The sequence below is a fragment of the Streptomyces sp. NPDC049541 genome (assembly GCF_044465725.1).
In the GTDB taxonomy this organism is placed as follows: Bacteria; Actinomycetota; Actinomycetes; order Streptomycetales; family Streptomycetaceae; genus Streptomyces.
Genome location: NZ_JBITLY010000006.1, coordinates 262,001 through 288,340 on the forward strand (window position 1 = coordinate 262,001; position 26,340 = coordinate 288,340).

Here is a 26,340-nt window from a genome sequence, read left to right on the forward strand (position 1 = left end):
CCACCCGTCATCCCCCTCCCACCGTACGACTCATGCGCCGACCGGGAAGGGTCTGCCATTACCTGTCCAGCCTCGGTAGGCCAGCGAATGGGTAGGCGAAGGAGGACTTCGTCCAGACCGGGCTTCTCCCCGCCTCCGCTCAGATGCTTCAACCCACACCACGCGCCCCGAGGGCTCGAAGAGGCTTCGCCGTCTGATGTCGCTCCGTATGAGCCTGCGCACCCTGGTTGTGCCCTCAGAGGGCACAACCAGGGCACATGGCGACCGGAAACGGCGGCGATCAGTGAGAACTACCGGGTTGCATTTTCGCTGGTCAGCACACGTCTTCACGCAAAGCCTCAGGTCAGAGCCGTGCCCTGATCATTCGCTGCACGAGTGGCAGGACTTCTCGCTGTGACATCGCCGCCGGTCACCTCGTCGCGGGGCGTGTTGACGCCGCCTTCGCGCTCGCTTCCTGCGCGCTGGAAACCGGATTCCGCTACCGTTCCGGCCGGATCGTGGAAAGGGCGCGTGCCGTGCGCCGATCACTGACCACCAGCTCACCGCCCAAGGTGGTGCGCGAGTTCGACGAGCGGCTACACGGCGTCTATCTGTAGAGGACAGACATGCGGGTGGGGATCACCGGTCACCGCGGGCTGAGCCCAGAGGTCGAGCAGCGCGTGCGGACGCTTCTGGGCGACGCGGTGGGCGGGTACGACGCGGCGGAACTGGTGGGGGTCTCGTGTATCGCGGACGGCCCCGATGCATGGTTCGCCGAGGCCGTGCTGTCTTCCGGCGGACGCCTTGAGGTCGTCGTCCCGGCCACCGAGTACCGCGACAGCCTGCCGGAGTGGCACCACTCCACGTACGACGCGCTGAAGTCCCGCGCGAGCGACGTGCACGAGACCGGCATGACCGCATCAGACTCCGAAGCGCACATGACAGGCTCTGAAATCCTCGTCGGACTCGCCGACGAGCTGGTCGCCGTATGGGACGGGAAGCCAGCATGGGGGTACGGCGGCACGGCGAACGTCGTGGCCTACGCCGAACGGAGCGGCGTCCCTGTCCGGGTGCTGTGGCCGGAAGGTGCCTCACGCTGACAAACGCCCGGTACGGCTCCGTCGTCCACGTAGATCGCCAGTTCTCTTCGCAGCGATTCGGTGGACACTGGGGCCACGGCTGGATCAGACCCCACCCGCGCCGTCCCTGGTGGCGCATACCAACCCGGCCCCGAAGTCCGTCATTAGCGGGCCCACACCCACACAAAAGGCCCGTCAGTGCCTGTGTCAGAAGTCGGTGACGGCAGCCCCGAGCGCGGCTTGGCTGTCGGCTGCCGCTGTTGCTGTTGCTGTGATCAGGCGCGGGGGTATTCACCGCCCAGCAGGTAGCGCACCGCCGTTTCCCCCATGTCGACGACGAACCGGTGGTCGTCGACCGGGACGGGCGTGGCGAATGCGGGGCCGTACGCGACCCGGATCATCGAGGCGCCGAAGAGGGTGTCGAAGCAGGACCAGATGGCGGCCTCCGGGTCGTCGTGCGTGATCACGCCCGCCAGGCGGCGCAGGACCGTCGTGAACCTCTCTCCGAGCTCCCGGCTGTGACGGGAGCCGCGCCGTTGGACCTCCGGGTGCGCGGCTGAGGTGAGGACGACGGCCCGGAGGAACTCTGTGTGGCGGAGTGAGATGCCGATCATCTCCGCGACGGCCGAGCGCACGAGCGCATCCGGCTCCAGTCCGGCCCAGTGGTCCGCGTCGGTGAAGACCTCCTGCTCGGCGCGCAGGCGCGCGATGCCGTGCTCGTACACCGCCAGGAACAGGGCGTCCTTCGTGTTCGTACGGGCGTAGATGGCGGGAGGGGCCACTCCCGCGCGATCGCACACGGCCGCGATGGTGAACGCCTCGTAGCCGCCGTCCTCCAGGAGCGTCACCCCGGCGTCGAGGACCCGGTTCCAGGCTTCGCGGCTGCGGCGCTGTTTCGGCGGCCGGACCTCGAAGTCATCGGCGGCGACGTCTGCCACGACCCCATCCTCCCTGGTTGACGGCCTGAAGCCTTGACAAAACTGTAGCGCCCACTACCGTTCACCGCTAACAGTAGTGGGCGCTACTGTTTTGCCTCGCGGAAGGTGTCGTATGTCCTCCACTCCAGCCCGTCCTGGTCGGGTCGCCGTTCTCGGCGCCGGTCCCGCCGGCATGGCAGCCGCGCTCGGCATCGCGCAGGCCGGCCACGATGTTGTCGTCTTCGAGCGCTACCGGGAGGCCCGCCCGGCCGGCAACATCCTCAACCTCTGGCCCCCGCCGCTGAAGGCGCTGCGCTCGCTGGGGGTGGACACCGACGACCTCGGCGCCCCCACCGACACGGAGTTCCGCAATCTGCGTGGCAAGGTCCGGGTGCACGTCAAGCTCGACGAGGAGGTCAAGCGGGCCTACGGCGGCGGCTTCATCGGCCTGCTGCGTCCGGAGCTGTACGAGCGGATGCTCGCCGCCCTCCCCGAGGGCATGCTGCGGTTCGGCCGGCGCGTCGAGCGCATCGAGCAGGACGACCGGGCGGTGACCCTGGACTTCGCCGACGGCAGCAGCGCCGAACACGACCTGCTCGTCGGTGCCGACGGCATCGACTCGCTGGTCCGCCGCACGCTGTGGGGCGACGCCCCTAAGCGGGAACACCGGCTGCACGTCTTCGGCGGCTTCACACTGACCGACGTCCCCGGCACCCGGCCCAACATGTCGGTCCTCACCCACAGCGCGACGCTCCAGGGCAGCTGGACCTCGATCCGGCACAAGGGCCGCGACGGCCACCAGTGGTGGATGCTCGCCGCCACCGACCCCGACGCCCCCGCACCGGACGACCTCAGGGCCGCCGCCGCCGCGCTCGCCGCCGGATTCCCCGCCCCGCTTCCCGGCCTGATCGAGGCGACCGACCCGGCGAACGTGCAGCGCTGGGTGCTTCGCGACCGCCCGCGGCTGAAGCAATGGAGCAAGGGGCGGGCCACCCTGGTCGGCGACGCCGCCCACCCGACCTCGCCGTACGCCGCCTATGGCGCCGGCATGTCGATCGAGGACGGCTACTTCCTCGGCAGGGCACTGCGCGGCGTCGACCTCACCGACCTGGCCGCCGTCCGCGCCGCACTGCAGGCGTACGAGGGCCCGCGCAAGCCGCACACCGCCCGCCAGGTCCAGCAGGCCTGGATGCTCGGCAAGGTCTTCCACCACACCCCGGCGCTGCTACGGCCCCTTCGCGATCTCCTGTTCGACCACACCCCCTTCCTGCAGATGGTCGCCGGCGACACCAACCCGAAGGAGATCAACAAGCAGCTGGCCCTGATCGAGAACTGACCGAGCACTGGGGCCGGTGATTTGTGTGTGGTTCCGCGTCAACCACCCGCGCGCTGGCCCCTTCCGCCCGCGGCCACCGCGCCGAGCAGGTCCTCGACGACCCAGCCCGGCCGGTCCTGGCCGCCGCCCTCACCCAGGCCGAGGCCGCCAGCCACGACCCCAACAGCTCCTCCAGCACGCCGCCCGCCAACACCGCTGAGCGCAGAGCCAAAGGGCTGTGGCGACGGTGACAGCAGTAAACGTAGCTGGGCTGACCTGCGAAACGGATTCAGCACACATGCGGCCGGGAAACCCCGCGAACACGTGAGAACTACGGAGGGGTGTTTTCCCAGGCCAGACGGACCGCAGTCGACGTTTCCGAAGGTCACAGCCCCGTCCCGAGAAAACTCCTGAAGCGGGTGTCGCAGGTTCGAATCCTGCCGGGGGACAGCAAAACGCCAGGTAACTGGACACAACGCCCCTCCGTGGATGTCACGGAGGGGCGTTTTTATCCCTGATGAGAACCTGCCGGGAACGGCACGATGAGTAACACCAGGTAGCTTTATGTCGATGACACCGCGGGGTTTCGCGTGGTTTTGTCATGACTCGTACGGCATTTCCGCCCTGGCGCACCACTTCGGCGATGCTGGGCACCAACGGAAACACCTGGCCGCGCGCGCCGGAGAACCCTCCAGAGAAAGCGGTCCGCACCGCTTCGATCGCCATGGTGCGCGCCGGGCCGGAGTCCCGCTCGTCAGAGCCGTACTTCATGTACACGAGGTGCTCACCGATGCACACCACTAGCGTAGTAACATGTACTACATGGAGACCACGGCCCGCGAGTTCAACCAGAAGTCCTCCCAGATCCTCGCCGCAGCAGCCCGCGGCGAGACCGTCACCGTCACCAAGAACGGCACCCCCGTCGCGCGGGTCGTCCCGATAAACGACACCGAGGTACCCCCGTACCCGACCGACGCCATGGGCGACCTTGACCTGCCCGACCTCGGCCTGCCCGACCTAACCGACGACGAGATCGAGGACACCCTCAAGGGGATGGGCGCGTGAGCCTGGTCGCCGTCGCCGACACCAAGGGCCTGTACCGCCTACTCGACCCGAAACTCACCGGCCACCAGGAACACAAGAAGGCCCTGGCAGCAACCAGCCACCTCATCATCTCCCCCATGGTCCTGGCCGAACTGGACTACCTGATCTCAACCCGTGCCGGAGCTCAGAAGGCCCTGATCGCGGCGCGCTTCATCGAACGTAACGTCGCGACCCGACGCTTCGAGGTGCCCTCCGTGAGCACTCACCTGAGCGCGGCGATCGCGGTCGCCGAAGGCTACGCGGATGCCGACGGCGGCAAAGGCATCGGCCTCACCGACGCCATGAACGTCGCCCTCGCCGCCGCCTACCGCACCGACGCCCTGCTCACCACCGACCACCACTTCCGCATGGTCCGGCCCCTGACCGGCCACCCGGCATTCCGGCTCCTACCCGAAGATCTGTAGTCCCGACGGCCCTACATGCCCCAGGACGCCCGCTCACCGCTTCGCAGGGCACCGTCTCGCAATGGTGTGCTCACCGGAACCCGCCCGGGAAACGGACCTGCGTGCAGACACTCCTGCGCGCCTCGACTTCCGACGCCTCATCCTCCCCGGGCCGTGACGTCGGTGATCTCCACGGACACTTTCGTGCCCGCCGAAGCAATGCTGATCGCGGACGGCGTGTAGTTCAGGCTCGTCCGGTCCGACAGCTCGGCGGTCTCGATGACCGGGCCGGACTCGTCGCCATGGATCTCGTAAGTGATCTCGTACACGGCGCTCGGATCGATGCCCTCGCTGTCCCCCAGGTAGGTGAGGTCCGGCTCGACCGTCACATTGCAGCCGGCCGTCCCGAAACACTGCCGTTTCGTGGTTCTCAGCTCGATGGTGAAGCTGTCGACGGTCACCTCGCCGTACGACGGCGTGGGGGTCGGCGGGTCCGCGGGGCCGCCCGTCGGTTCGGCGGCCGCGGCCCGCTTACCGCCGTAGCCGGAGTGCATGACGACCATTCCGGTGCCTAGGACCGCCGCGATGACGGCGGCGGCTGAAGCCGCGATGATCAGGTTGGTGCGGGACTTCTTCACCGGTGGTGTCGGGCTGTACGGCGGCTTCGGCGGTGGGTCGGCGTCGGTCATGGTTCCCCCAGGGCAGTTGTTCGGTTCGAGGACGGGCGGCCGGGAATCCGGGCCCCTCTTACTGCCATCCGCCGGTGAAGTCGCTGCTGAGCTGGGCATCGCAGATGTTGTAGCCGCCCGACGCGTGCCCGGACTTCGTTTGCCCGTCCACGGTCACGCTGCAGTTGATGTCCCCCGAACCCTGCAGCTGGGCGTTCAGCGTGTAGTACATCGCCCCCTCCTTGAGGGGCAGGGTGGCCTCGAACGTGCCGTTCTTGAAAACGCCCTTGCGGGTGTCGCTGTCGGAGCCGTAGTTGATGTCGAGACCGCCAAGCGCTCCGGCCGGGGCGGTCCCCCAGACTTTGAAGACGACGGTCTTCGGGGCGCCGGCCTTCTTGCTGTCGCCCTTGCTGTTGTCCCTACTGTCGTCCTTGGCGCCGACGGCCGCCTTGTTGCCGGTTGGGGACTTTGCGCCGCTGCCGCCGACGGCCGCGACGGCGATGCCGAGCACGACGGCCACGCCGACGAGGCCGAGACAGCCGAGACCGATGGCCTTCCCTGCGCCGAGTCCCTTTCGCGGCGGCTGCGGCTGAAACGGCTGCTGGCCGTGAGGGGCCTGGCCGTAGGGCTGCTGCGGGCCCGCCCATCCGGGATGCTGCGGCTGCTGGTTACTCACGGGTCCCCCCAAGATGTCTGCTGGCGAAAGCAAGATGTGGGACATGTGACGATGGCAGGCAGTTGCCGCTTACCTACTGGATTCACCCCATCGTGGTAACACGCCAGGCGTGCAGGGCCAGTTGACCCGCTACGGAGGCTCAAACCGGGCGGAGCGGGTCTTGGCAGGCTGCGGTGGCGGGATCTGCCCGAACCCGTGGACTGCTGGGGAGAGGGCGCCCTCGACGCCGGTGCGGTGTCCGTTGCGGCGGTGGCCCCGGCATGGATGCATGAGCAGATCACTGCGTACGACTCCTGGTTCGAGGAGCAGTGCGCTGGTATCGAGGTCGTGGACGGGATGGTCGTCGTGAGTCCGAGCGCGTCCAAGCGGCGCAACCGGCTCGCTCGGATTCCGGCGAACGCCCTGGATGCCGCCCCGAGCCCGGAGTGGAACGCGGACACGGACCACCGACCGGCTCGTGAAGGCCGACCAGTACGCCAAGGCAGGCATCGGCTTCTACTGGCGGATCGAGCAGGCCGTGACAGGCGTTCCTCTCGTGTATACGTACGTTCTCGACTCCGCGACGAAGACCTACCGGGACGGAGACGTCTTCACCGGCGTCCTCAAGGTCGCGGCCCCCTTCCCGGTGGAGGTCGACCTCGGCCTGGTCTGACCATGCACTGCTTGGCGGCGGCATGAGCCGGATCAAGCGGCTCGCCGCGCGTTCTGACCGGGGAAAACAGCTCCGTACGGCAGCGCCAGGCAGCCCTCGGCAGGGACTCGGTCCCACTCCCGAAGCGGGTGTCACAGGTTGGAATCCTGCCGGGGGGACCAGGTCAAACGGCCCGGACCGATCATGGGCAGTCCAACCAGAGGCCTGGACGATCCGGTTACAGGATGGCTCCTCGGCCCACCGAGGCCCTTCCTCAGCGGGCCGGTGGCTGGATGTAGTCCTCGAGGCGTGCGACGGCGAAGCCCTGCTTCTGGATGAGCCTGAGCATGCTGGCGAACATCTGGGTCATCGTGCGGCCCTTGAGCTCGGAGGGCCCGCGGAAGTGGGCGAGGATGATGTCGCCGTTGCGCAACTTCTTGTCCGGGGTCTGGTACTGCATGCTGCGGATCTGCATCGATTCCCGCCACCACACGATCGCACGGGGCCCGCACTCCCCGACCGCGGTCTTGGTGTTGGTGTTGTACGCGCCGTAGGGCGGCCGGAACAGCAGCGGAGCGGTGCCGTACTCCTCGGTGAGGATCTTCTGGTCTCCGCACACCTCTTCCCGTTGACGGGCCAGCGGGACGGAGCTCATGACGGGATGGTGCAGGGTGTGGTTCTGGATGTGATTGCCCAGCGCCTGCAGCGGTTTGAAGTACGCGTAGTCCGATTTGATCGCGTCGTTCATCAGGAACATCGTGATCGGGACCTTCAGGTCCCGCATCATCTTGATGAACTCGGGATCCTTCTCCTGGCCGTCGTCCACCGTGATGAAGACGACCTTCTGCGAGGTCGGTATGTGGGTGAGGACCGGAACGGTTCCCCTGGCTGAGAGCTTCACCGGCTTGTCGGCCGGCGGCTGCGGAGCGGTCCGCAGCGGTGTCAGACCCCACCTGTGCCAGGCCGCGAGTTCGGCGGCGCGAGAAGTGCCGGCCGGGTTGCCCTTGGGTGCGGCGCCCTGCGCCGTGGGAGCGGAGTGACCGGTTCTGCTGCCGCCGCCCCCACCGCAGCCGCTGACGGCGACGGCCACCGCGACCGTCCCGGCGACCGACGTGTACAACCTGCCCCGGGCCGTCCGCTGCACCGTTCCTCGCTTCCGTCTGAAATATGACGCTTGGCCTGAATGAAAATAGCTTGATAATCAAGGATCACGATCACCCTGTTTGATGGCGGACGCGGGGGCAGGGTTCCCGTCGGCCATGGTTCACGGGCAAATCGCGGGTTACTTCAGGACGTTGACTGCGCGCGCGATGATCAGCGCCAGGGTCAGCAGGGAGATCGTGGACTGCACGGACATCAGCAGCTTCGCCCACCGGGACAGCGGCATGGTGTCGGTGGGGCTGAAGGCAGTGGCGTTGGTGAGGGCGACATAGAGGTAGTCCATGTACTGCGGCTCCCAGTCCTCGGGCGCGATGCCCTCCTGCTGCATCTGCGGGAAGAGGAAGTCCGGGTTCTGGTGCGTGCCGAGGGCGCGGGCCACCGGACCGCCCCGGTCCCACTCCCAGTACCAGAGGCTGAAGGCGATGACGTTGGTCAGCCAGATGCCGCCGCCGGTCATCAACAGGGCCACGGCGTTGGAGCCTTCGGTGCCGTGCAGCAGGTCACGTACCAGGATGACGGCCGACCAGCCGTTGGCGAGGCTGACCGCGGCGGCCAGCAGCAGGCCCAGCGGGCGCAGCAGCCGGGAGCCGTGCTCGATCCGCCGGTGTGGATGGGCCACCCACAGCGCCGCCATCATGACCAGCTCCAGTACGGGCAGCAGCCAGTGCGGGTGGATGGTGAGCCGTTCCGGCAGCGCCCACTGCACCCAGACGGCGACCAGCAGTGCCGCCATCACGGCCCAGCGCTGCTCGCCGCGGGTGCGCCGCCGCCAAGCGGGACGCTCGGACTCGGACGTCTGCTCCGCCGGAGCGAGCAGGCCCTCTATCCGTTCCAGGCGGACTTGCAGCAGCTCGGCCCAGTGCTCGGGGCCGGGATGCTGCGGAGGTGGGGTGTCATGGGTGGTCACGGGCCTATCTTCGCCAGGCGCTTGCCCCGTTGCGCAAGTCTGCAATCAATGGGAATCGTCTTAGCGACTCGGTTCGGGGCGGGGGCGGGGGCGGGCGGGTCGATGGCGAGGTCGGTGCCGAACTCGCGCCGGACCTCCGCCGCGACGGCCGTACCGCCGGACCGGGCGGAGCCGGGTGTGCCCGCGGCCACCGGCATGGTCGCCAACTGGCGGCTGTCGCCCTTCTCATCAAGGTCAGCGACACCGCCCGCCGACCCGCACCCCAGCCCGCCACAGACCTGAGCGCCACCGAGACACAGATCGTGCGGCCGTGACCGGGCAACGCAGAAGGAGCCGCGAGCATGCGGGCAAGCGGCAGGAATCCGGTGTGGAGGTCACCGGGCGGGTTCGCCTGCCCCCGACCGCCCTCGGCCCCCGCCCCGGGCGGCACGGTCACCACCAGGGGCGGGGCCTCTCCTTGCACGGGGGGCTCCACCGAACCCCGGCGCGCTTCTTCCGCGTTACTGCCGGGTCCACTTCTGGTTGGTGCCGCCGTTGCAGGTCCACAGCTCGACGAGGGCGCCGTTCGCGGTGGCGCCTCCGGTGACATCCAGGCACAGCCCGGACTGGACGCTGGTGACGGTGCCGTCGCTGTTGAGATTCCACTGCTGGTTGGTGCCGCCGGTGCAGTCCCAGATGACGACCTTGGTACCCGGGGAGGTCCCGAAGCCGCTGGCGTCCAGGCACTTGTTCCCGTAGACCCGCAGCTCCTTGGCGGAGTCGGGGGTCCACTGCTGGTTGGTGCCGCCGTTGCAGTCCCAGATCTCGGTCTGCACGCCGTTGGTGGTGCTCGCGCCGGGCACGTCGAGGCAGCGGTTGGAGCCGGCGCCGCGCAGCACGTTGCCGCTGCCGCTGCCGCCTCCGGGGTTGGTGCCGGTGCCCCAGCCCCACTGGAGACGGTCGAGGCCGGACCGGTTGTTGAGGGTCAGGGACAGGTTGGTGCCGGTGCCGTTCAGGGAGGTGATGGCGCAGGAGGCGTTGTCGCAGGGCCCGGGGCCCTGGGTCTGGTTGGTCTCCTTGACGCCGGTCCACAGGACGGAACCCATACCGAGGCTCCGTACGGTGTCGGTGATGGCGTAGAAGTAGGAGATGTTGTTGGTGCCGTCCTTGGGGCCGTTGTAGTCGACGCCGGTGTTCATCGGGACGCCGAACTCGGTCAGTACGGCGCGGTCCGCATAGCCGCACAGGTTGTTGGTGAACTCCTTGACCCAGTCGGCCTCGGTGGTGTGGGAGGTGCCGAACATGCTGTAGATGTGGATGGACAGCAGGGTGTTGGACAGCCGCGAGTCGGCGCCGACAGCGCACAGGTTCCCGTCGGACCACAGGCCGGGGACGATCACGTGGTCGCGGGGGAGGCTGGGGTAGTGCGCCAGCCAGTCGGCCTCGAAGTTGGTGAGGTCGGTGGCGTTGTAGCCGTACGGCTCGTTCATGATGTCGAAGTAGAAGTTGCTCTTCGTGCCGTACTTGTTGATCATCGTGTTCCACATCGCGTAGAACGACGCGGTGTCACTGACCTTCCCGTTCTGCAGCCACGGCGCGACGATGACCTTCATGCCCAGCGCGGTGGCGGCGTCCAGCGCCGCGGTGTAACTGCCCCACCAGGCTCCCGAGGTGGTCGCCGCGTTGAATCCCATGCGGACGGTGTTGGCCCCCAGGTTCTGGAAGCCCTTGAGGATGGCCGTGGACTTCGTGTACGTGGTGGCGTAGTCGTCCGACGTCGACAGACCGACGGGGATGTTCGGGCCGGTGATGAAGTTGTCGTTCGGATCCGCCCAGTTCACTCCGTGGAACTGGCTGGTGGCCGCCGCCGGGGCGGCCTGCGCCTGCGTGGCGGCCCGTGCGGTGCCGCCGGCCAGCAGTCCCAGCAGCGCCAGGGCCGAGGCCGCCGCGCCTGCGATGAGGCGCCGGCCGGTCTGCAGGCCGCTGCGCCGGGCGCCCGGCCGTCTCAGTAAGCGCGTCGTCGTGATGTTCACGAGGTCTCCTCACAAAGCCATGTTTATTTGTGTTCGGTTTTTCCAATCCATTGCGATGCGGCGCCCACGGAGGGCAGTCGGCATTGCCGCTCGATACGTGGGATGAAAAAGACAGGTGGATCTTCATCGCCTCGACGGCGTGACCCTGCACCCGACTCGCCAGGACCGGAAAGAGCTTGCCTGCGACCCACAAGGCGGTCAAGACTCAGCGCACACATTCGTCACGCAGACATGGGATGATCCAGCCACCTCTGTGGAGCGTTTGATCGTGCGACATCTTGTGGACTTGGACCCTCAGGTCTGGGTGGACGCACCATCGAGGAAACGTCTGAACGTCTCCACGGCCAGCCGGTCCGTCGCGGCGCTCCGGCCGGACAGGCGGTGGACGAGGATCCAGCCCTGGGGTGCGGCGCCCGCGAAGACCGAGGCGCTGCCCGTTGCGCCGTTGTGCCACAGGAGGTGTCCTGCCTTCTGCCAGGCCGGGGCGGGTTCGCCGAGCCTGCGGTCGACGAGCAGACCGGTGACGAGGCGGGCGGTGGCTTCGGGAGTGGCCCACAGGCCGCCGGCGGGCAGGATCGCGCCGGTCATGGTCCAGGGCCGCTGCGGTCGTCCGAGGAGCCCCCGGCGGCACAGCCGTCTGCCGGGCGGCGGGTCGGCGGTGACGTCGGTGGCGCCGAGCGGATCGAGGACATGCCGGTGCAGGAGTTCCTCGTACGGGGTGCGGGTGGCCGCGACCAGGGCGGCGCCCAGCAGGGCGTATCCGAGGTTCGAGTATTCCTCCGTGGTGCCCGCGGGCGTCGTGACCAGGGTGTCCAGTTGTCGTACGACCGCATCCAGGGCCTGGGCGTCGAAGGCCGCGTAAGGGTCGCGGCCGCCGACGCCAGGGGGCAGCCGTGGCAGGCCCGAGGTGTGTTCGGCGAGGTGCCGCAGGGTGATTCCGGTGCCCTCGGGCGCGGGCAGGAAGGACTTCAGCGGGTCGTCGAGGCTCAGGGCACCGCGGTCGGCCAAGGCGGTCAGGACGGTTGCGGTGAGCGGTTTGGTCAACGACCCGATCTGCACGAACAGGTCCAGGCTGTGGCCATTGCGCAGTCGGGGCGGCTCGAAGCTGCTCAGTACGCAGGTGGGAACTCGGATCATGTCGGACTTCCGTCGTGCGTTCGGGGCAGCGCGCATGCCACCGTACCCGCCGGCATGCGGTGCGGGCGGGGGTTTGCAGGCCCCCGTGTGGATCTGTGCCGACGGCCACAGCGTTCGACGGGTGCGTGGGTTCATACTGAGCCATGACCAAGCCCGCGGCACCGAAGCGTCATCTGCCCACCAGCCCCTTCAAGGCCCCGGTCGCACCGGCCCCCAAGCACTTCGCGATGGGCGACCAAGTGACACACGACGTGTACGGCCTCGGCCGGGTGATCGGCGTCGAGGACGGGATCGCGGCGCTCGTCGACTTCGGCTCGACGCAGATGCGGATCTTGAGCCCGTACGCCAAGATGACCAAGCTGTAGCGCCGCCGTGCCCGGCCGCGGCACGCCAGGACCCATCAGGGACCTGTAACGAAAGGCAGACCTGTCATCGACTCGACGTCGCTGTTCTCCGCCCCGCTGGAAGGGCGACCCCGCCGTTCCACGGCACCGTCGCCGCCTCCGACGACGACACCCTTCCAGGCCCCGGACTTCGGAGAGGACGAGATCTTCTGGCCCGAGGACGGGCAGGACCCCGTCCCGGACCCCCGTGCGGCGTGATCCGAGGCTGCCTGAGGAAGCCGGGTCAAGAGCTGTATGAGCATGAGGAAGGCCCTCCGTGGAGATCACGGAGGGCCTTCCTCACAGGTGCCCGGGTGGGCTGGTTGACAGGTGCCCGGGTGGGCTACTTGCCGAAGCTGACGGTGTTGTTGCAGCCCAGGCTCGAACCGACGTTGGTGTTCTGCGTGGCGGGTCGGCCGTAGGGGCCGAATGAGGCGGTCTCGCCCTGTACGTCGCTGTTGTCTTCGGTCACCGTGCAGGTGGTGCTCTGGTTGACACGGATCGTCTGGTTTCCGTGGCCGTGGTGCTCGCGCGAGTGACCCTGTCCGTGTTTGCTCCCGTGCCCGTCCCCGTGGGCGTAAGCGGTGCCGGCGCCGAGGAAGCCGACGGTGCCGAGGAGGACGGCCACGACAACGGTCTTGCGAGGCTTGCGCATTTCTTCTCCGGGTGTTGAAACGGACGCGAACGAGATCCGCCACGTCTTAGGGTGACTGGAGGTTAATGCGCAAATTTCCTATATCTGCTTGTTGGCACGCCGGATCGTCCGATCAACGAGCGCGGGCGACGGGTCGGCTCCCGGCTCAAGTCCCTTGTGGCGTCAAGGCTTAGCGAGGACTGGGCGGGCGTAGGCGCTGCGTACGGAACCACCCGTGCGGCGGTGCCGCGAGCGTGAGGCGGCTTGAGCCGTTCGGCTCCCCGGCCGGGCTCCTACGCCGGCTGCTCGTCGTGGTGGACGACCGTGATGAGGGGGTCGCTTCCAGGGGGGTCTCGAGTTCGTCGACCACGGCGACCGCCTGGTGGGCAGACCTGATGGGCATTCATGTGGGACTGGCACGTGCGCAGTTGGGCGATTCAGGCGGTGGCACCGGCTCTTCTCCCCAGGCACGTACGCCTCGTTGTCGGTGACCAGCAGGTTGCGGTCCTCGGGGCCGCGCAGGGCTCCGGCGCCGCCGATCACGAGGACGCGGATGCCGAGGCGTGCGGCGATGTCCAGCACCGTACGGGTGGTGCCGACCAGGAACTCCTCGTCGACCTGCACGGTCCGCACGGCCAGCACCTCGGCGTTCACGGCGGGTTTACGGAACATGGCCGGCACCCGGTGTCCGCGGGCACCGGCCTCGTCGATCCCCCGGCTGCCGACCATCCCGGTGGCTCCCGGTACGGCGATCGTCAGGCCGCTCTTCGTCGGGGCAGCCTTCTTTCGTGGGGCCGAGTGGTGGGCGGTGCCGCGGGTCAACCGGCCCGAAAGCTTCGGGGCGTTGAGCTGCGCCGCCAGCAGCGCGGCCAGGGCGAGGATGAAGCCGAAGGTCTGCAGGAGGCTCAGCGACTCGCTCAGGGCGACGCCGATGACGGCCGCGACCAGCGGGGACAGCAGGACCAGCGGTGCGGACGCGCCGACCGGCAGTTTTCCGATGCCGCGGAACCACAGCGTGGACGCGATCAGCCCTCCCGCGCTGCCGAGCCACAGATACCCGGCGGTGGCCGAGGCGTCGATGCGCGGCGGTGCGCGATGTCGCGTACGAGGCCGGTGTCGTGGAGCTGATCACGCGCCTGATCGCGCGCGGGCTCGGCATCGTGCTGCTGCCGTCGGCGTTCATCCGGCCGCGGGCCGCCGGCGATCCCGGACTGGCGCTCGTCCCGGTGGTCGTCGACGGACCTCGTCGGATCGAGTGTCTGGTGTGGACCCGGTTCAACCCCCACCCCGGCGAGCCGGGCGATGCTCGGCGTCCTCGGACTGCTGTCAACGGCGTCCTGACCCACGGTGCACTGGGCGGCTACGGCCGGTGAGGTTTGTCGATCGGCTGCCAAAACCTCCCCAAGCTCGGGGAAATCGCCTAAATTGCTCGGGTCGGATGGATCCCCGAGCGGTGAGCGGAGGCGACAGTCGGGCGTGGTGAATGCCAGAGGCGCCGTGCGGCCCTTGGAGCGGCAGCGGATGCGGCTGCGACTGCTCGGCGCCGTGGACGAGGACCGGCGCGATGTCGAGGTGCTGCTGACCGCGCTGCAGCAGGCGGTGGCCGAGGTGCACGGCCTGGGCGGCATGGTGCATCTGCCGGGCGGCGGAATGAGCGGCGTTCTCTACCTGGTCGCCGACAGTGGGCTGCCGGAGTCGATGACCCGCCCCTGGCTGATCATCCCGGCCCGGGGCGAGGCGCCGCCCAGCAGGGCCGCCCGCTGTGACACCGTCGCCTGGCAGCCCGATCTGGCGCCGCCCGATCCCGTGCCCGGCCGGGACCCCGCCGCGTTGTGGCCTTCCGGGCTTCCCGTGGGCATCGGGCAGCTGGCCGTCCCCGTCCCGGGCGTGGGCGGCAGGCGCGGCGCGCTCTCCGTGCTCTTCGCTCCCGGCACCGAGCCCGGCCCGGCGGAGCATGCGTTTCTGACCGAGGTGGCGGCCTGGATGTCCGGGAGGCTCAGGTCGTCCGGGATCCTCAACCCGTCCTGCACCCTGCTGCGGGCCCTGCAACACGGGCCGGGGCCGCGGGATGCTCCGGCGGAGGAGGCGGCAGGGGCGCCGGCCCTCACGTACACCTGGGACCTGCGTACCGGCGAGCTGACCGCCGGCGGCCCGGTCGACGAGGTGCTGCCCGGCATCGATCCGGAGATCATGACCGGCGGTATCGAGGCGTGGGCGGCGCTGATCCACCCGGACGACCTGCCGGCGGCGGTGGCCGGCTTCGACACCGGAATCCAGGAGCGCGGCGGCTTCCAGCACGAGTACCGGATCCGGCGCCAGGACGGCACATACGTCTGGATCGAGGCCCGGGCCCGGACGATCACGGACGAGGCGGGCGCGCCGGTGAAGGTGACCGGCACCATCCGGGACAGCAGCGAGACGCACTCGGCCGCCGAGTCGGTGGGGCGGGCGCTGCGGCACATGAGCGACGGCTTCGTCTCCCTGGACACGGACTGGCGCATCGGGTTCCTGAACCAGGCCGCCGAGCGGCTCTTCGGACCTGCGGGAGAGGTGGCCGGGGCGCTGCTCGGGGACGTTCCCGCGGTGCGTGCCGTACCGGGGCTCGAGCAGCGGTGCCGGGCCATCGCGGCCGAGGGCCGGCCGGCCGGCTTCGACGTGCCGTGGCCGGACGGGACCTCCTGGTACCACCTGCGGCTGGTGCCGGTGCCGGAAGGCCTCACCCTCTACATCACCGACACCACCGAGCGGCATCTGCGGGAGGTCGAGCGGGCCGCCGCGGAACGGGCGGCGGCGGAACGGGCGGCCCTGGTGCAGCGGATCACGCGGGAGCTGGCTGAGGCCGTCACCGCCCAGGACGTGATGGCGGCGGTGGCCGACTGCGTGATGACCCCCCTCGGCGCCACCGGACTGATCATGCTCGGCGTGGTCGACGACCGGCTGGCCGTGGTCGGCTCCCGGGGATACCCGCCGCACTTCACCCGGGCGCTGGAAGGACAGTGGACGGTACGGGACACCACGAACCCGGTGGGCGACGCCCTGAACACCCGCACCCCCCTGCACATCGCCTCCCCGGAGGAGTTCCGGAAGCGTTATCCGCAGTCCGAGGCCCTGATCCGGGAGGGCGACGAGCAGGCGTGGGCCTTTCTGCCGCTCGCGGTGTCGGGGCGCGGGATCGGCGCGGCGGTGATCTGCTTCGACCGGGCGCGGGCACTGGACGACGACGAACGGACGCTGCTGACCGCGCTCAGCGGACTGATCGCGCAGGCCCTGGAGCGGGCCGGGCTCTACGACGAGGCGACGACCCGGGCCCGTACCCTCCAGCGCAGTCTGCTGCCGCAGGCGCTGCCCGAGCTGCCCGAGGTGACGGTGGCCGCGCGCTACCAGCCGGCCAAGCAGGGGGCCGACGTCGGCGGCGACTGGTACGACGTGATCCCGCTCTCCGCGGCCCGGGTGGCGCTCGTGATCGGTGACGTCATGGGCCACGGCATGGCCGAGGCCGCCACCATGGGCGGACTGCGCACAGCCGTCCGCACCCTCTCGGAGCTGGAACTGCCGCCCGACGAGATCCTCGGCCACCTCAACGACATCGTCGGTGAACCGGGCACCGACGCCTTCGCCACCTGCCTGTACGGCATCTACGACCCGGTGACCCGGCAGCTGTCGTACGCCAGCGCCGGTCAGCCGCCCCCGGCGGTGGCCCGGCCCGACGGCACGGTCACCTTCCTGCCCATGACCCCGGACCCGCCGCTGGGTGTGGCCACTCCCCCGTTCGAGACGCTCGAGACCGAACTGCCCGCCGAGAGTCTGCTCGCCCTCTACAGCGACGGGCTGGTGGAGAGCAAGGACAGGGATGTCACCACCGGCATGAACCGCCTCGCCGCGCTGCTCCTCGAGTCCGTGAACGCCGGGCCGGGCGCACCCGCGGACGGCTTGGACGGCCTGTGCGCCGCCATCACCTCCGCTCTGCTCCCCGCCCACCGTGCCCTGACCGACGACGCCGCGCTGCTGCTGGCCCGCACCCACCCGCTGGGCGCGGAGAACGTCGCCGAGTGGCCGCTGCCGGAGGACCCGGTGGCGGCGGGCCGGGCCCGTGAGCTGGTCCGCGCCCAGCTCGCCGACTGGGAACTGGCCGACGAGGACCTGGTCATGACCACCGAGCTGCTGGTCAGCGAGCTGGTCGGGAACGTGATCCGGCACGCGAACGGGCCCATCCGGCTGCGCATGCTCCGCAGCCGCGCACTGATCTGCGAGGTCTCCGACGCCAGCCTGACCACCCCGCACATCCGGCACACCTCCGCCACCGACGAGGACGGCCGCGGCCTGCAGCTCGTCTCCGCCCTCTGCCGGCGCTGGGGCACCCGGCACACCCGCACCGGCAAGTCCATCTGGACCGAACAGGCCCTGCCGACCGGTTCAGCTGACACCTGATGCCGTGAGCCGGCGAGGTCAGGTCAGGGGATCGAGGAACGTCAGTACGGAGGCGTCCTCCTCGATCAGCGGGGCGAGGGCGGCGTTGAAGGGAGCGCCGTACGGCTGCTTCAGATGCGCCTGGAAGGCGTCCTCGTCGCGGTACACCTCGAAGATCCAGAAGGCGCGCGGGCCGGCTGCCTTGGTGTAGGCGTCGAAGGCGAGGTTGCCCTCCTCCTCGCGGACCTTCTCGGCGTACTCCCGCAGCAGACGGGTGACTTCGCCCTCCGCTCCCTCGCGGGCGGTGAACTCGGCGAACAGGGTCTTGGTCACAGCGGTCCCTCTCCTTGCGTTGTCGTGGGATGTCGGGGGGCTCAGGGCCGGGCCAGCTCGCTCTGCCACGGCGGGTTGGGTCCGGCGACCGCGCAGGTCAGGGCCGCGACCCGGGTGGCGAACGCACAGGCTTCGGCGACGGCGGCGAGGTCCAGCTCCTCGAGCCGGCCGCCGAGGAATCCGCCGGCCCCGAGGTGGTGCAGCAGACCGGCCGTGAAGGAGTCCCCCGCCCCGACCGTGTCGACCACCTGCGTGGCGACCGCGGGCACCTGGACCCGTTCGCCGTCGAGGGAGGCCAGGGCCCCTTCGGCGCCGCGCGTGATCACGACGAGCCGCGCGCCGGCGCTGTGCCAGATGTCGCAGGCCTTCTCGGGGGGTGTGTCCGGCAGCAGGAGTGCCAGGTCGTCCTCGCTCAGCCGCAGTACGTCGGCGAGGCCGCACCAGCGGTCCAGCCGCGAGCGGTAGACCTCGGGACGGACCAGCAGCGGCCGTACGTTGGGGTCGATGCTGATGGTGGTGCGGGGAGCGGCGACCGCCAGGAAGTCCTCCACCACGCCGGCGCCGGGTTCGCGTACCAGCGCGAGGGAACCGGTGTGCAGACAGGCGGTTTCGGACAGGTCCACCCTGGCCAGTTCCGATGGGGTCCACTGCCAGTCGGCCGTGTTCTGGGCGTGGAAGGAGAAGGCGGCCTGCCCCAGGGCGTCCAGTTCCGCGACCGCCAGGGTGCTGGGTTCGGCGGCCTCGACGGCGTACGACAGGTCCACGCCGGACGCCTCGAGACGGGTCCGGAACAGGCGCCCGAACACATCGCCGGACAGCCGGGCCAGGAAGCGCGCCGGGGTACCGAGCCTGGCCAGGGAGACCGCCGTATTCGCAGGTCCGCCGCCTGGCAGCACGCGCAGTGCGAGTTCGTTCGCAGTGTCTGCCGGTTCGGTGAAGGCGTCCGCGACGCACTCTCCGAGGACGGTGATCCGACGCGGGCTCATGGGCGCCCTTCTTTCCGAAGGCAGGGGGGACGTTGCCGATTTGTGACGAGTACAAGGCATTGACGTTGCCGCGAACGGGAGTCCATCATCCTCGCCAGGCGGTGTCAACGATGACATAAGTCAACGATGACACCGCGGGCAGCCGCTCCGATCCGACCGCTCGCCGTCCCGCATCCCGCAGGAGTCGTTCATGTCTCGCACCACTCGCCTGTCCCCCTCCCTCCTCAGGGCCGCCGCGGTCACGGGCGTCGCGGCCCTCGCTCTCACCGCCTGCGGATCCGGCTCCGGATCGAGCTCCACCAGCGCCGGCTCGGGCAGCGTCAAGGTCGGTCTGATCACCAAGACCGACACCAACCCGTTCTTCGTGAAGATGAAGGAGGGCGCGGAGAAGGCCGCCAAGCAGGACGGCGTCCAGCTGATGACCGCCGCGGGCAAGTTCGACGGTGACAACGCCGGACAGGTCACCGCCATCGAGAACATGGTCGCCGCGGGTGTGAAGGGCATCCTGATCACCCCGAGCGACTCCAAGGCGATCGTGCCCGCGGTCCAGAAGGCCCGCGCCAAGGGTGTCCTGGTCATCGCCCTGGACACGCCGACCGAGCCGCAGAGCGCGGTCGACGCCCTCTTCGCCACCAACAACCTCGACGCCGGCAAGCTCATCGGCCAGTACGCGAAGGCCGCCATGAAGGGCAAGACGGCGAAGATAGCCACCCTCGACCTCGCACCGGGCGTCTCCGTCGGCGTCCTGCGTCACAACGGTTTCCTGCAGGGCTTCGGCGCCACCGACAAGGACGTCGCCTGCGCCCAGGACACCGGCGGTGACCAGGCCAAGGGCCAGACCGCGATGGAGAACTGCCTGCAGAAGGACCCGGGCATCAACCTCGTCTACACCATCAACGAGCCGGCCGCGCTGGGCGCGTACACCGCGCTGAAGGCCAAGGGCCGCGAGAAGGACGTCCTGATCGTCTCCGTCGACGGCGGCTGCACCGGCACCCAGGCGGTCAAGGACGGCAAGATCGCCGCCACCTCGCAGCAGTACCCGCTGAAGATGGCCGCGGAGGGCGTCAAGGCCGTCGTCTCCTACGCCAAGACCGGCAAGAAGGCGTCCGGTTACACCGACACCGGCGTCAACCTGATCACCGACAAGGCGCAGCCGGGCGTCACGTCCAAGGACACGGCGTTCGGCCTGCAGAACTGCTGGGGCTGAGCCGCCCCCTAGGCCCGCGACACCTTCCCTTCCCCCTCAGCGGGGCGGCCGGCTCCTCCTCCCCGCCCGGGACGGCCGCCCCCTCGTCCTCCCGTCCTCCTGCCAGGAACGTGCCGGGCGGACAAGGACTTCTGTCTTCCGACAAGGACTTCGCATGACTGCCACGACCACGCCCCCGGGCACGTCCTCGCCGTATGCCGATCTCAAAGCACCGACCACGCTGCGCAGGCTGCTCACGGCACCGACCACCGGCCCTCTGGTCGCCCTCCTCCTGGCCTGTGCCTTCTTCTCGATCTCGACGGACCAGTTCCTCACCGGCGGGAACTTCTCGCTGATCGTCCAGCAGGTCATGGTCGTCGGCACCCTCGCCATCGGCCAGACCCTGATCATCCTCACCGCGGGCATCGACCTGTCGTGCGGTGCCGTGATGGCGTTCGGCAGCATCATGATCGCCAAGATGGCCGCCAACGGCACCCTGCCCCCGCTCGTCGCCATCGCCCTGGGCATCGCCGTATGCGCCGGATTCGGCCTGCTCAACGGGCTGTTGGTGCAGAAGATCCCGCTGCCGCCGTTCATCGTCACGCTCGGCATGCTCAACGTGGCCTTCGCGCTGACCCACATCTACTCCAACGAGCAGACCGTCACCAGCCTGCCCGGTCCGCTGACGGCTCTCGGGGAGACCTTCCCGCTCGGCCACACCGACATCACCTACGGCTCGCTGGTCACCATCGCCCTGTTCCTGCTGCTCGCCTACGCGCTGAGCAACACCAGTTGGGGCCGGCACGTCTACGCCCTGGGCAACAGCCAGGAGGCCGCACGCCTGAACGGCATCCGCACCTCCCGTCTGACCATCGGCATCTACACGGTCGCGGGTCTGCTCTACGGCATCGCAGCCCTGCTGCTCATCTCGCGCACCGGAGTCGGCGACCCGCAGGCCGGGCAGACCGACAACCTCGACAGCATCACCGCGGTGGTGCTCGGCGGCACCAGCCTCTTCGGCGGACGCGGTTCGGTCCTGGGCACGTTCATCGGCGTCCTCATCGTCGGTGTGTTCCGCAACGGCCTGCAGCTGATGGGTGTCGCCTCCATCTACCAGACCCTGATCACCGGTGTGCTGGTGATCCTCGCGGTGACCGTCGACCAGATCTCCCGGAAGAAGGCCCGATGACCGCCACCTCCTCCCCCACGCCCGTGCTGCAGGCCCGCGGTCTGGTCAAGCGCTACGGTCATGTCACCGCCATCGACGGCGCGGACTTCGACCTGCTGCCCGGCGAGGTGCTCGCCGTCATCGGCGACAACGGCGCCGGCAAGACCAGCCTGATCAAGGCGCTCACCGGTGCGCTGGTCCCCGACGCGGGCGAGATACGCCTCAACGGGAAGCCCATCACCTTCTCCGGCCCGCAGAGCGCACGCGCCCACGGCATCGAGACCGTCTACCAGGACCTCGCGGTGGCCGCCTCCATGGACATCGCCTCGAACATGTTCCTCGGGCGCGAGCTGCGCCGTCCCGGCATCCTCGGCAGCGTCTTCCGCATGCTCGACAAGAAGCGCATGCGCGAGGAGGCCTCCGAGCACATGGCCGACCTGAAGATCGGTCTGCGCTCGCTCACGCAGTCGGTGGAGACCCTCTCCGGCGGACAGCGGCAGGCCGTCGCGGTCGCCCGGTCCGTCGCCTGGGCCGGCAGCGTCGTCGTCATGGACGAACCGACCGCCGCCCTCGGCGTCAAGGAGTCGGGGCAGGTCCTGGACCTGATCCGGCGCGTCCGCGACAAGGGCCTGCCGGTGGTTCTGATCAGCCACAACATGCCGCATGTCTTCGAGATCGCCGACCGGATCCACGTCCACCGGCTGGGCAAGCGGGCTGCGGTGATCAAGCCGTCCGACTACTCCATGGCGGAGGTCGTCGCCATCATGACCGGCGCGCTCACCGTCGATGCGGCCGGAGGTACCGTCGTAGCGGATTCCCAGGCCGCGAAGGCGGCCGGAGTTCAGGCCACCTGACCACACGACCCAGCTCCCGCATGTTCCGGCCGAGGCCGCGGCCGGAACCCGAGGGCTGACAGGAGACGTTCCTCCATGGCTGCGAGCCGCCGCCCCACCCTGGCCGACGTCGCCCGGGAAGTTGGTGTCAGTGCGAAGACGGTCTCCCGTGTCCTGAACGAGGACGGGCCGGCCTCGGCCCGGACCAGGGAACAGGTCCTCGCCGCCGTCGCCAAGCTCGGCTTCCAGCCGAACCTGATGGCCCGCAACATCCGCGTCGGCGGCCCGGACACCACCATCGGCCTGGTCATCCCCGACCTCGGCAACCCCTTCTTCGGCGCGGTGGCCCGTGCCATAGAGGACACCGTCAGCGAACGCGGGCTGACGCTTCTCATGGGCTCCTCCGCGGACGATCCGGACCGCGAACGCGCGCTGACGGACAAGTTCCTGGCCCGGCGCGTCAGCATCCTGATGATCGTGCCGTCCGTCGGCGCCGACCACTCCTCTCTCAAGAGCCACCGCGCGGCGGGGCTGCCCGTGGTCTTCCTGGACCGGCCGGGGGTGGGCCTGTCCACGGACAGCATCGTCAGCTCCAACCGTGCGGGTACCCACGACGGCGTCGCCCACCTGATCGCCCACGGCCACCGCCGTATCGGCTTCATCGGCGACCTGCCCGTGAAGCTGTACACCCGCCGCGAGCGGCTGGCCGGATACCGTACGGCGCTCCAGGAGGCCGGTCTCGCCTACGACCGCTCGCTGGTCACCAACGCCCACGACCAGCCGGCGGCCGCGACGGCGACCGCCCAGCTGCTCGCCCTGTCCGATCCGCCCACCGCCCTGTTCGCCGGCAACAACATGGTCGCGCTCGGCATGGTGGCCGAACTCGCCCGCAGCAAGCGGAAGGATGTCGCCGTGGTCGCCTTCGACGACGTACCGCTCGCCGAGGCGCTCGAACCGGCCCTGACCGTGGTGGCCCAGGACCCGGAGGAGATCGGCCGGGCGGCCGCGGCGACGGCGCTGGCGCGGCTCGACGGTGATCGGTCGCGGGCGCGGACGATCACCGTGCCTACGCGGTTGATCGTCCGGGGGTCCGGCGAGCGGTCTGCACCTTCGGTGCGGGCGGTTTGACCGGGGTCGCCCTTCTCCGTCGGTCGTCTGCCGCTTCGTCGTGGCGTGTCGCGCCCGCGCGGCGGAGCCGCAAATCGACACAGCCCCGCGCCCCTACAGGGGCGCTCAGGAACCGTGCGCTTCGCAGCAACCGTCCCGCCGCATCAATCGCCCCAGCCCCAGCCAGTCCTCCTCCGCCGCCCTCGTGCGCCCCGCCGACGGCTCGAAGGCGGCGATCAGCTCCTCGGTCGTGTACGGCACCCCGCCCCTGAGTACCGAGACCGTACGGACGAGGGTGGTGAAGTCCGTGAACGGGTCGCCGTCGATGACCGTCAGGTCGGCGAGCTTGCCCTGCTCGACCGTGCCCAGGTCGCCGTCGACGCCGAAGAGCCGGGCGGGAAGGACCGTGGCGGTGCGCAGGGCCTGGGCCGGGGTGAGGCCGCCCTGGTGCAGGGCGCGCAGGCCGAGGTGGAGGGAGAGGCCCACCGGGACGAGCGGCTGGTCCGTGCCGAGGGCGACCAGGCCGCCGGCAGCCAGGATGCGCCGGTAGATGTCGGTCTCCGTGCGGAGGGTGGCGAGTTGGGCCGGGCTGGGCGGGGTGCCCGCCGACTGGCGGACGGCGGCCGTGTCCCACGGGGGCATCACCACCGTGACCCGCGAGTCGTCCGCGAGGGCGGGGTCCGCGCCGAGGAGGGGTGCGGAGGTGAAGGGGGTGGCGATCATGGAGAAGCGCCCTCCGCTCGCGGTGTAGATCTCCTCCACGTCCTGGTACGCGCGCCCCTTTGCCGTGATCGCGTGCCCGAACTCGGCGCGCTGCGTGGCCTGCAGATGGGTCGTCAGGTCCTGGCCGAGCTGCACGCCCGGTGAGAGCAGGTGGCCTCCGGTGCGTACGCCGAGGCGTTCATGGGCGAAGCGGGCCGCCTCCTCCATGATCCAGCCGGGCGCCCGGACATATGTCTTGACGAAGTCCCAGTCCAGCTCGGCGCCCCGTTCCAGGGAGCGGGCGAGGCCCTCCCGGGTGCGGTGCGCGCGGCCCATGCTGTACGCGACGCGTGCCCCGTCGAGGAGTTCGCCGGTGGTCAGCAGCCGCGGCCCGGCGAGCTGTCCGGTGGCCACCGCCTCACGGATCCGGGCCTGTTCGTGGGCGAAGCCACCGAGGGAGACGGCCGTGGTGATGCCGTAGCTGAGCTGGCCGGCGGTCTGGCGGCCGCCGTAGGTGGTCTGCCAGGGGTGGGTGTGGCTGTCCCACAGGCCGGGGATCACGGTGTGCGCGGAGGCGTCGACGCGACGGAGGGCGGCCGTGCGCCCGGAGGACCCGTGAGGTTCGACCGCGGTGATGCGTCCGGCTCGTACGACGATGTCGGCGTCGTCGAGGGTCGTCTCGCCCGTGCCGTCCCACAGGCGTCCGGCGTGCACCACCACGTCCGCGGGGGTGGGTCTGGGGGCGTCGAGGGGGACGCGGACGGTGCGGGCGGGGCCGCCGTCGACGGCGATCAGCCGTAGCCGGCTGCCGGACAGGTACAGCAACGTCGTCGAGTCACCGGACCAGGAGGGGTGGTCGGCGGGTTCGGTGGTCAGGGTGCGCAGCTCGCCGGCGGGGGTGCCGTCGGGGGTGACGGGCAGCAGACAGAGCGCCGACTCGACGATCACCGCCATCCAGCGGCCGTCGGGCGACCAGACGGGCCCGGAGTCGTACCGGTCGGAGATCGAGGTGTGGGGCGCCACCGTGTGCAGCCGGTCGGTGCCCGTCGTGGTGTCGACGATCCTGACGAGGTTGTAGCCCTCCCGGAAGCGGGAGTTGAGGCGGTTGCGGTCGCAGAGGGCGAGGTGGCGGCCGTCGGGCGACCAGCTGGGGCGGCCGGGCAGTCCGCCACCGCCGAGGGGGGTGGCGAGGACGCGTTCCTCGCCGGAGGCCAGGTCGCTGACGAGGAGCCGGCCGGTCAGGTCGAGGCAGGCGAGCCGCTGCCCGTCCGGGGAGAGCACCGGGTGGACCCGGCCGCCGGTCGCGAGCGCGGTCTCTTCTCCGGTGGCGAGATCGTGACGGTACACACCGAGGAGGCCGTCGCGGTCGTCGGCGTAGAGGAGCGACCGGCCGTCGGGAGCCCAGGCGGGGGCGAGCAGATACCGGGTGCGGGAGGCGGTATTCAGCCGCCGGGGCGGGCGACCGCCCGAACTGCCCGCCAACCAGAGCGAGTTGAGGGCGGCGAAGGCGATCTGCCGGCCGTCGGGTGACAGCGCGGGCAGATGGATCCCGCGCACCGGACGGGCCCGGCCCGGCTCCCCGAGGTCGTACTCCTTGGTCCGGTACCGCGGCCGCCGCACGGGGAGCGCCCCCTCGAACGGGATGGTCCGCGGCTGCTCCGGCTTCTCCGGTCGTACGAGGGTGAAGGCGCCGTCGAGCGTCAGCAGCAGCTCTCCTCCCGCCGTCCAGCGCGGGGGCACCGGAGCGATGTCCCCCGTCACCGGGACGGGGTGCCCGTCCACGACCAGGGTGCAGGAGCCGTTCGGGGCGGCCGTGGTGCGCAGATGCGCGAGACGGCCGTCGACGGCCAGGGCCGGGGTCATGACCTGCGCGGCCTCGGACTCGGTGTGGCGTACGACGACCGGTCCGGTGCCGTCGGCGGGAACGGCGGCGATCGTACGGGCCTCCAGGCCGGTGCCCAGCGGTGTGGCGACGGGCTTGCCGCGGACGAAGAGGATGTGGCTGCCGTCCGGTGACCAGGTGGGGTCGAAGTCCTCCCAGGGGCCGTCCTGGAGAGGGCCGTCCTGGCCGGTCAGGCCGGTGACTCGGGTGATACGGCCGGTGCGCAGCTCCAGGACGTGGATGCGGTACGGGCTTCCGGCGACGGGATCTCCGCCGCGCTCGGAGGCGAAGGCGAGCCGGGTGCCGTCGGGCGACCAGGCCGGGCCGCGGTCGTCCCAGGGGCCGTCGGTGCGGCGGTGCAGCTCTGAGCCGTCGGGGCGCATGGTCCAGAGGTGGAAGCCGCCGCCCCGGTAGGCGCAGAAGGCGACGAGGGCGCCGTCCGGGGAGTGGGTGGGCCGGTTGGGCTCGAGGTCGGCCGGGGTGAGCGGGTGGGCCTCGCCGCCCGCGCGGTGCAGCGACCAGAGGGTGCCCTGCACCTCGGCGATCAGGCGGTCTCCGGCGGGGGCGAGGGTGGCCGAGCCGTTGGTGGCCTGGGTGAAGGAGAGGGAGGGGAGGCCGGTGCGGGGCCGCAGCGGCGGCGCGGTCGCGCCGATGAGAGGCAACGCCCCTGTGGCGGCCAGGAGTTGACGGCGGGTCGGACGAAAAAGGTGGGGGGTCCGGTCACGGTCCATGGCAGTACACACTGGTGCA

General features: G+C 70.0%; 22 protein-coding genes and 2 pseudogenes. 12 read left to right on the forward strand and 12 right to left on the reverse strand.

The features are described from left to right. Positions 1-605 precede the first annotated feature (605 nt). Positions 606-1,079, forward strand: a complete 474-nt coding sequence (locus ACIBW9_RS23700) for a hypothetical protein (RefSeq protein ID WP_398958072.1) — start codon at positions 606-608, stop codon at positions 1,077-1,079. Between the two features lie 254 nt (positions 1,080-1,333). On the opposite strand, the gene ACIBW9_RS23705 is transcribed toward ACIBW9_RS23700, so the two are convergent. After that, positions 1,334-1,996: a TetR/AcrR family transcriptional regulator gene (locus ACIBW9_RS23705; protein WP_398958074.1), complete on the reverse strand. Its 663-nt coding sequence runs from the start codon at positions 1,994-1,996 to the stop codon at positions 1,334-1,336. Between the two features lie 112 nt (positions 1,997-2,108). Between ACIBW9_RS23705 and ACIBW9_RS23710 the strand changes: the two genes are divergently transcribed. The 3 genes from ACIBW9_RS23710 (at position 2,109) to ACIBW9_RS23720 (ending at position 4,798) form a co-directional block, all read left to right on the forward strand. Then, on the forward strand, positions 2,109-3,311 hold the full coding sequence (locus ACIBW9_RS23710; RefSeq protein ID WP_398958076.1) for an FAD-dependent oxidoreductase: 1,203 nt from the start codon (positions 2,109-2,111) through the stop codon (positions 3,309-3,311). 792 nt (positions 3,312-4,103) lie between these two features. Next, complete coding sequence (locus ACIBW9_RS23715; RefSeq protein WP_398958078.1) at positions 4,104-4,355, forward strand: type II toxin-antitoxin system Phd/YefM family antitoxin; 252 nt, start codon at positions 4,104-4,106, stop codon at positions 4,353-4,355. Then, entirely contained in the window at positions 4,352-4,798 is a 447-nt protein-coding gene (locus ACIBW9_RS23720; protein ID WP_398958081.1) for a PIN domain-containing protein, read from the forward strand. The genes ACIBW9_RS23715 and ACIBW9_RS23720 overlap by 4 nt, the downstream gene beginning before the upstream one ends. Positions 4,799-4,935: 137 nt before the next feature. On the opposite strand, the gene ACIBW9_RS23725 is transcribed toward ACIBW9_RS23720, so the two are convergent. Further along, positions 4,936-5,466: a hypothetical protein gene (locus ACIBW9_RS23725; RefSeq protein WP_398958084.1), complete on the reverse strand. Its 531-nt coding sequence runs from the start codon at positions 5,464-5,466 to the stop codon at positions 4,936-4,938. Between the two features lie 58 nt (positions 5,467-5,524). After that, positions 5,525-6,121, reverse strand: a complete 597-nt coding sequence (locus ACIBW9_RS23730) for a hypothetical protein (RefSeq protein WP_398958086.1) — start codon at positions 6,119-6,121, stop codon at positions 5,525-5,527. 234 nt (positions 6,122-6,355) lie between these two features. Between ACIBW9_RS23730 and ACIBW9_RS23735 the strand changes: the two are divergent. Continuing rightward, positions 6,356-6,773 (forward strand): annotated as a pseudogene (locus ACIBW9_RS23735) (Uma2 family endonuclease). A 253-nt stretch (positions 6,774-7,026) separates the two neighbouring features. Here the strand turns inward: ACIBW9_RS23735 and ACIBW9_RS23740 are convergent. The 4 genes from ACIBW9_RS23740 to ACIBW9_RS23755 all read right to left on the reverse strand — a co-directional run bounded on the left by ACIBW9_RS23740 (position 7,027) and on the right by ACIBW9_RS23755 (position 11,969). Further along, positions 7,027-7,896, reverse strand: a complete 870-nt coding sequence (locus ACIBW9_RS23740; RefSeq protein WP_398958088.1) for a polysaccharide deacetylase family protein — start codon at positions 7,894-7,896, stop codon at positions 7,027-7,029. 138 nt (positions 7,897-8,034) lie between these two features. Beyond that, on the reverse strand, positions 8,035-8,820 hold the full coding sequence (locus ACIBW9_RS23745) for a hypothetical protein (protein WP_398958090.1): 786 nt from the start codon (positions 8,818-8,820) through the stop codon (positions 8,035-8,037). A gap of 500 nt (positions 8,821-9,320) precedes the next feature. Continuing rightward, a complete protein-coding gene (locus ACIBW9_RS23750) occupies positions 9,321-10,832 on the reverse strand; it encodes a ricin-type beta-trefoil lectin domain protein (RefSeq protein ID WP_398958092.1) in 1,512 nt (503 codons plus the stop codon). A gap of 294 nt (positions 10,833-11,126) precedes the next feature. Then, positions 11,127-11,969, reverse strand: coding sequence for a serine hydrolase domain-containing protein (locus tag ACIBW9_RS23755; RefSeq protein ID WP_398958094.1), 843 nt, complete (start codon positions 11,967-11,969; stop codon positions 11,127-11,129). Between the two features lie 143 nt (positions 11,970-12,112). Between ACIBW9_RS23755 and ACIBW9_RS23760 the strand changes: the two genes are divergently transcribed. Next, a complete protein-coding gene (locus ACIBW9_RS23760; protein WP_398958096.1) occupies positions 12,113-12,334 on the forward strand; it encodes a hypothetical protein in 222 nt (73 codons plus the stop codon). Positions 12,335-12,695: 361 nt separating this feature from the next. Here ACIBW9_RS23760 and ACIBW9_RS23765 read toward each other — a convergent pair whose 3' ends face one another. Continuing rightward, positions 12,696-13,007 carry a hypothetical protein gene (locus tag ACIBW9_RS23765; RefSeq protein ID WP_398958098.1) on the reverse strand — a complete coding sequence of 104 codons (312 nt, stop codon included), beginning with the start codon at positions 13,005-13,007 and terminating at the stop codon, positions 12,696-12,698. Positions 13,008-13,169: 162 nt separating this feature from the next. Beyond that, positions 13,170-14,066, reverse strand: coding sequence for an EamA family transporter (locus tag ACIBW9_RS23770; RefSeq protein ID WP_398958706.1), 897 nt, complete (start codon positions 14,064-14,066; stop codon positions 13,170-13,172). A gap of 8 nt (positions 14,067-14,074) precedes the next feature. Between ACIBW9_RS23770 and ACIBW9_RS23775 the strand changes: the two are divergent. Together ACIBW9_RS23775 and ACIBW9_RS23780 are read left to right on the forward strand one after the other, a co-directional pair. After that, positions 14,075-14,327, forward strand: a pseudogene (locus ACIBW9_RS23775) (LysR family transcriptional regulator); the annotation flags it as partial. Positions 14,328-14,462: 135 nt separating this feature from the next. Continuing rightward, a complete protein-coding gene (locus ACIBW9_RS23780) occupies positions 14,463-17,414 on the forward strand; it encodes a SpoIIE family protein phosphatase (RefSeq protein WP_398958099.1) in 2,952 nt (983 codons plus the stop codon). 18 nt (positions 17,415-17,432) lie between these two features. Here ACIBW9_RS23780 and ACIBW9_RS23785 read toward each other — a convergent pair whose 3' ends face one another. After that, complete coding sequence (locus ACIBW9_RS23785; RefSeq protein ID WP_398958102.1) at positions 17,433-17,726, reverse strand: putative quinol monooxygenase; 294 nt, start codon at positions 17,724-17,726, stop codon at positions 17,433-17,435. 41 nt (positions 17,727-17,767) lie between these two features. Further along, positions 17,768-18,712 (reverse strand): carbohydrate kinase, encoded by a 945-nt coding sequence (locus ACIBW9_RS23790; RefSeq protein ID WP_398958104.1) that lies wholly within the window; start codon positions 18,710-18,712, stop codon positions 17,768-17,770. Positions 18,713-18,902: 190 nt separating this feature from the next. Between ACIBW9_RS23790 and ACIBW9_RS23795 the strand changes: the two genes are divergently transcribed. The 4 genes from ACIBW9_RS23795 to ACIBW9_RS23810 all read left to right on the forward strand — a co-directional run bounded on the left by ACIBW9_RS23795 (position 18,903) and on the right by ACIBW9_RS23810 (position 23,027). Continuing rightward, on the forward strand, positions 18,903-19,919 hold the full coding sequence (locus tag ACIBW9_RS23795; protein WP_398958106.1) for a sugar ABC transporter substrate-binding protein: 1,017 nt from the start codon (positions 18,903-18,905) through the stop codon (positions 19,917-19,919). A 154-nt stretch (positions 19,920-20,073) separates the two neighbouring features. After that, positions 20,074-21,087, forward strand: a complete 1,014-nt coding sequence (locus ACIBW9_RS23800) for an ABC transporter permease (RefSeq protein WP_398958108.1) — start codon at positions 20,074-20,076, stop codon at positions 21,085-21,087. Next, positions 21,084-21,920, forward strand: coding sequence for an ATP-binding cassette domain-containing protein (locus ACIBW9_RS23805; RefSeq protein WP_398958110.1), 837 nt, complete (start codon positions 21,084-21,086; stop codon positions 21,918-21,920). The genes ACIBW9_RS23800 and ACIBW9_RS23805 overlap by 4 nt, the downstream gene beginning before the upstream one ends. 75 nt (positions 21,921-21,995) lie before the next feature. Then, positions 21,996-23,027 (forward strand): LacI family DNA-binding transcriptional regulator, encoded by a 1,032-nt coding sequence (locus tag ACIBW9_RS23810; RefSeq protein WP_398958112.1) that lies wholly within the window; start codon positions 21,996-21,998, stop codon positions 23,025-23,027. A gap of 105 nt (positions 23,028-23,132) precedes the next feature. On the opposite strand, the gene ACIBW9_RS23815 is transcribed toward ACIBW9_RS23810, so the two are convergent. After that, positions 23,133-26,321: an amidohydrolase family protein gene (locus ACIBW9_RS23815; RefSeq protein ID WP_398958115.1), complete on the reverse strand. Its 3,189-nt coding sequence runs from the start codon at positions 26,319-26,321 to the stop codon at positions 23,133-23,135. Between the last annotated feature and the right edge of the window lie 19 nt (positions 26,322-26,340).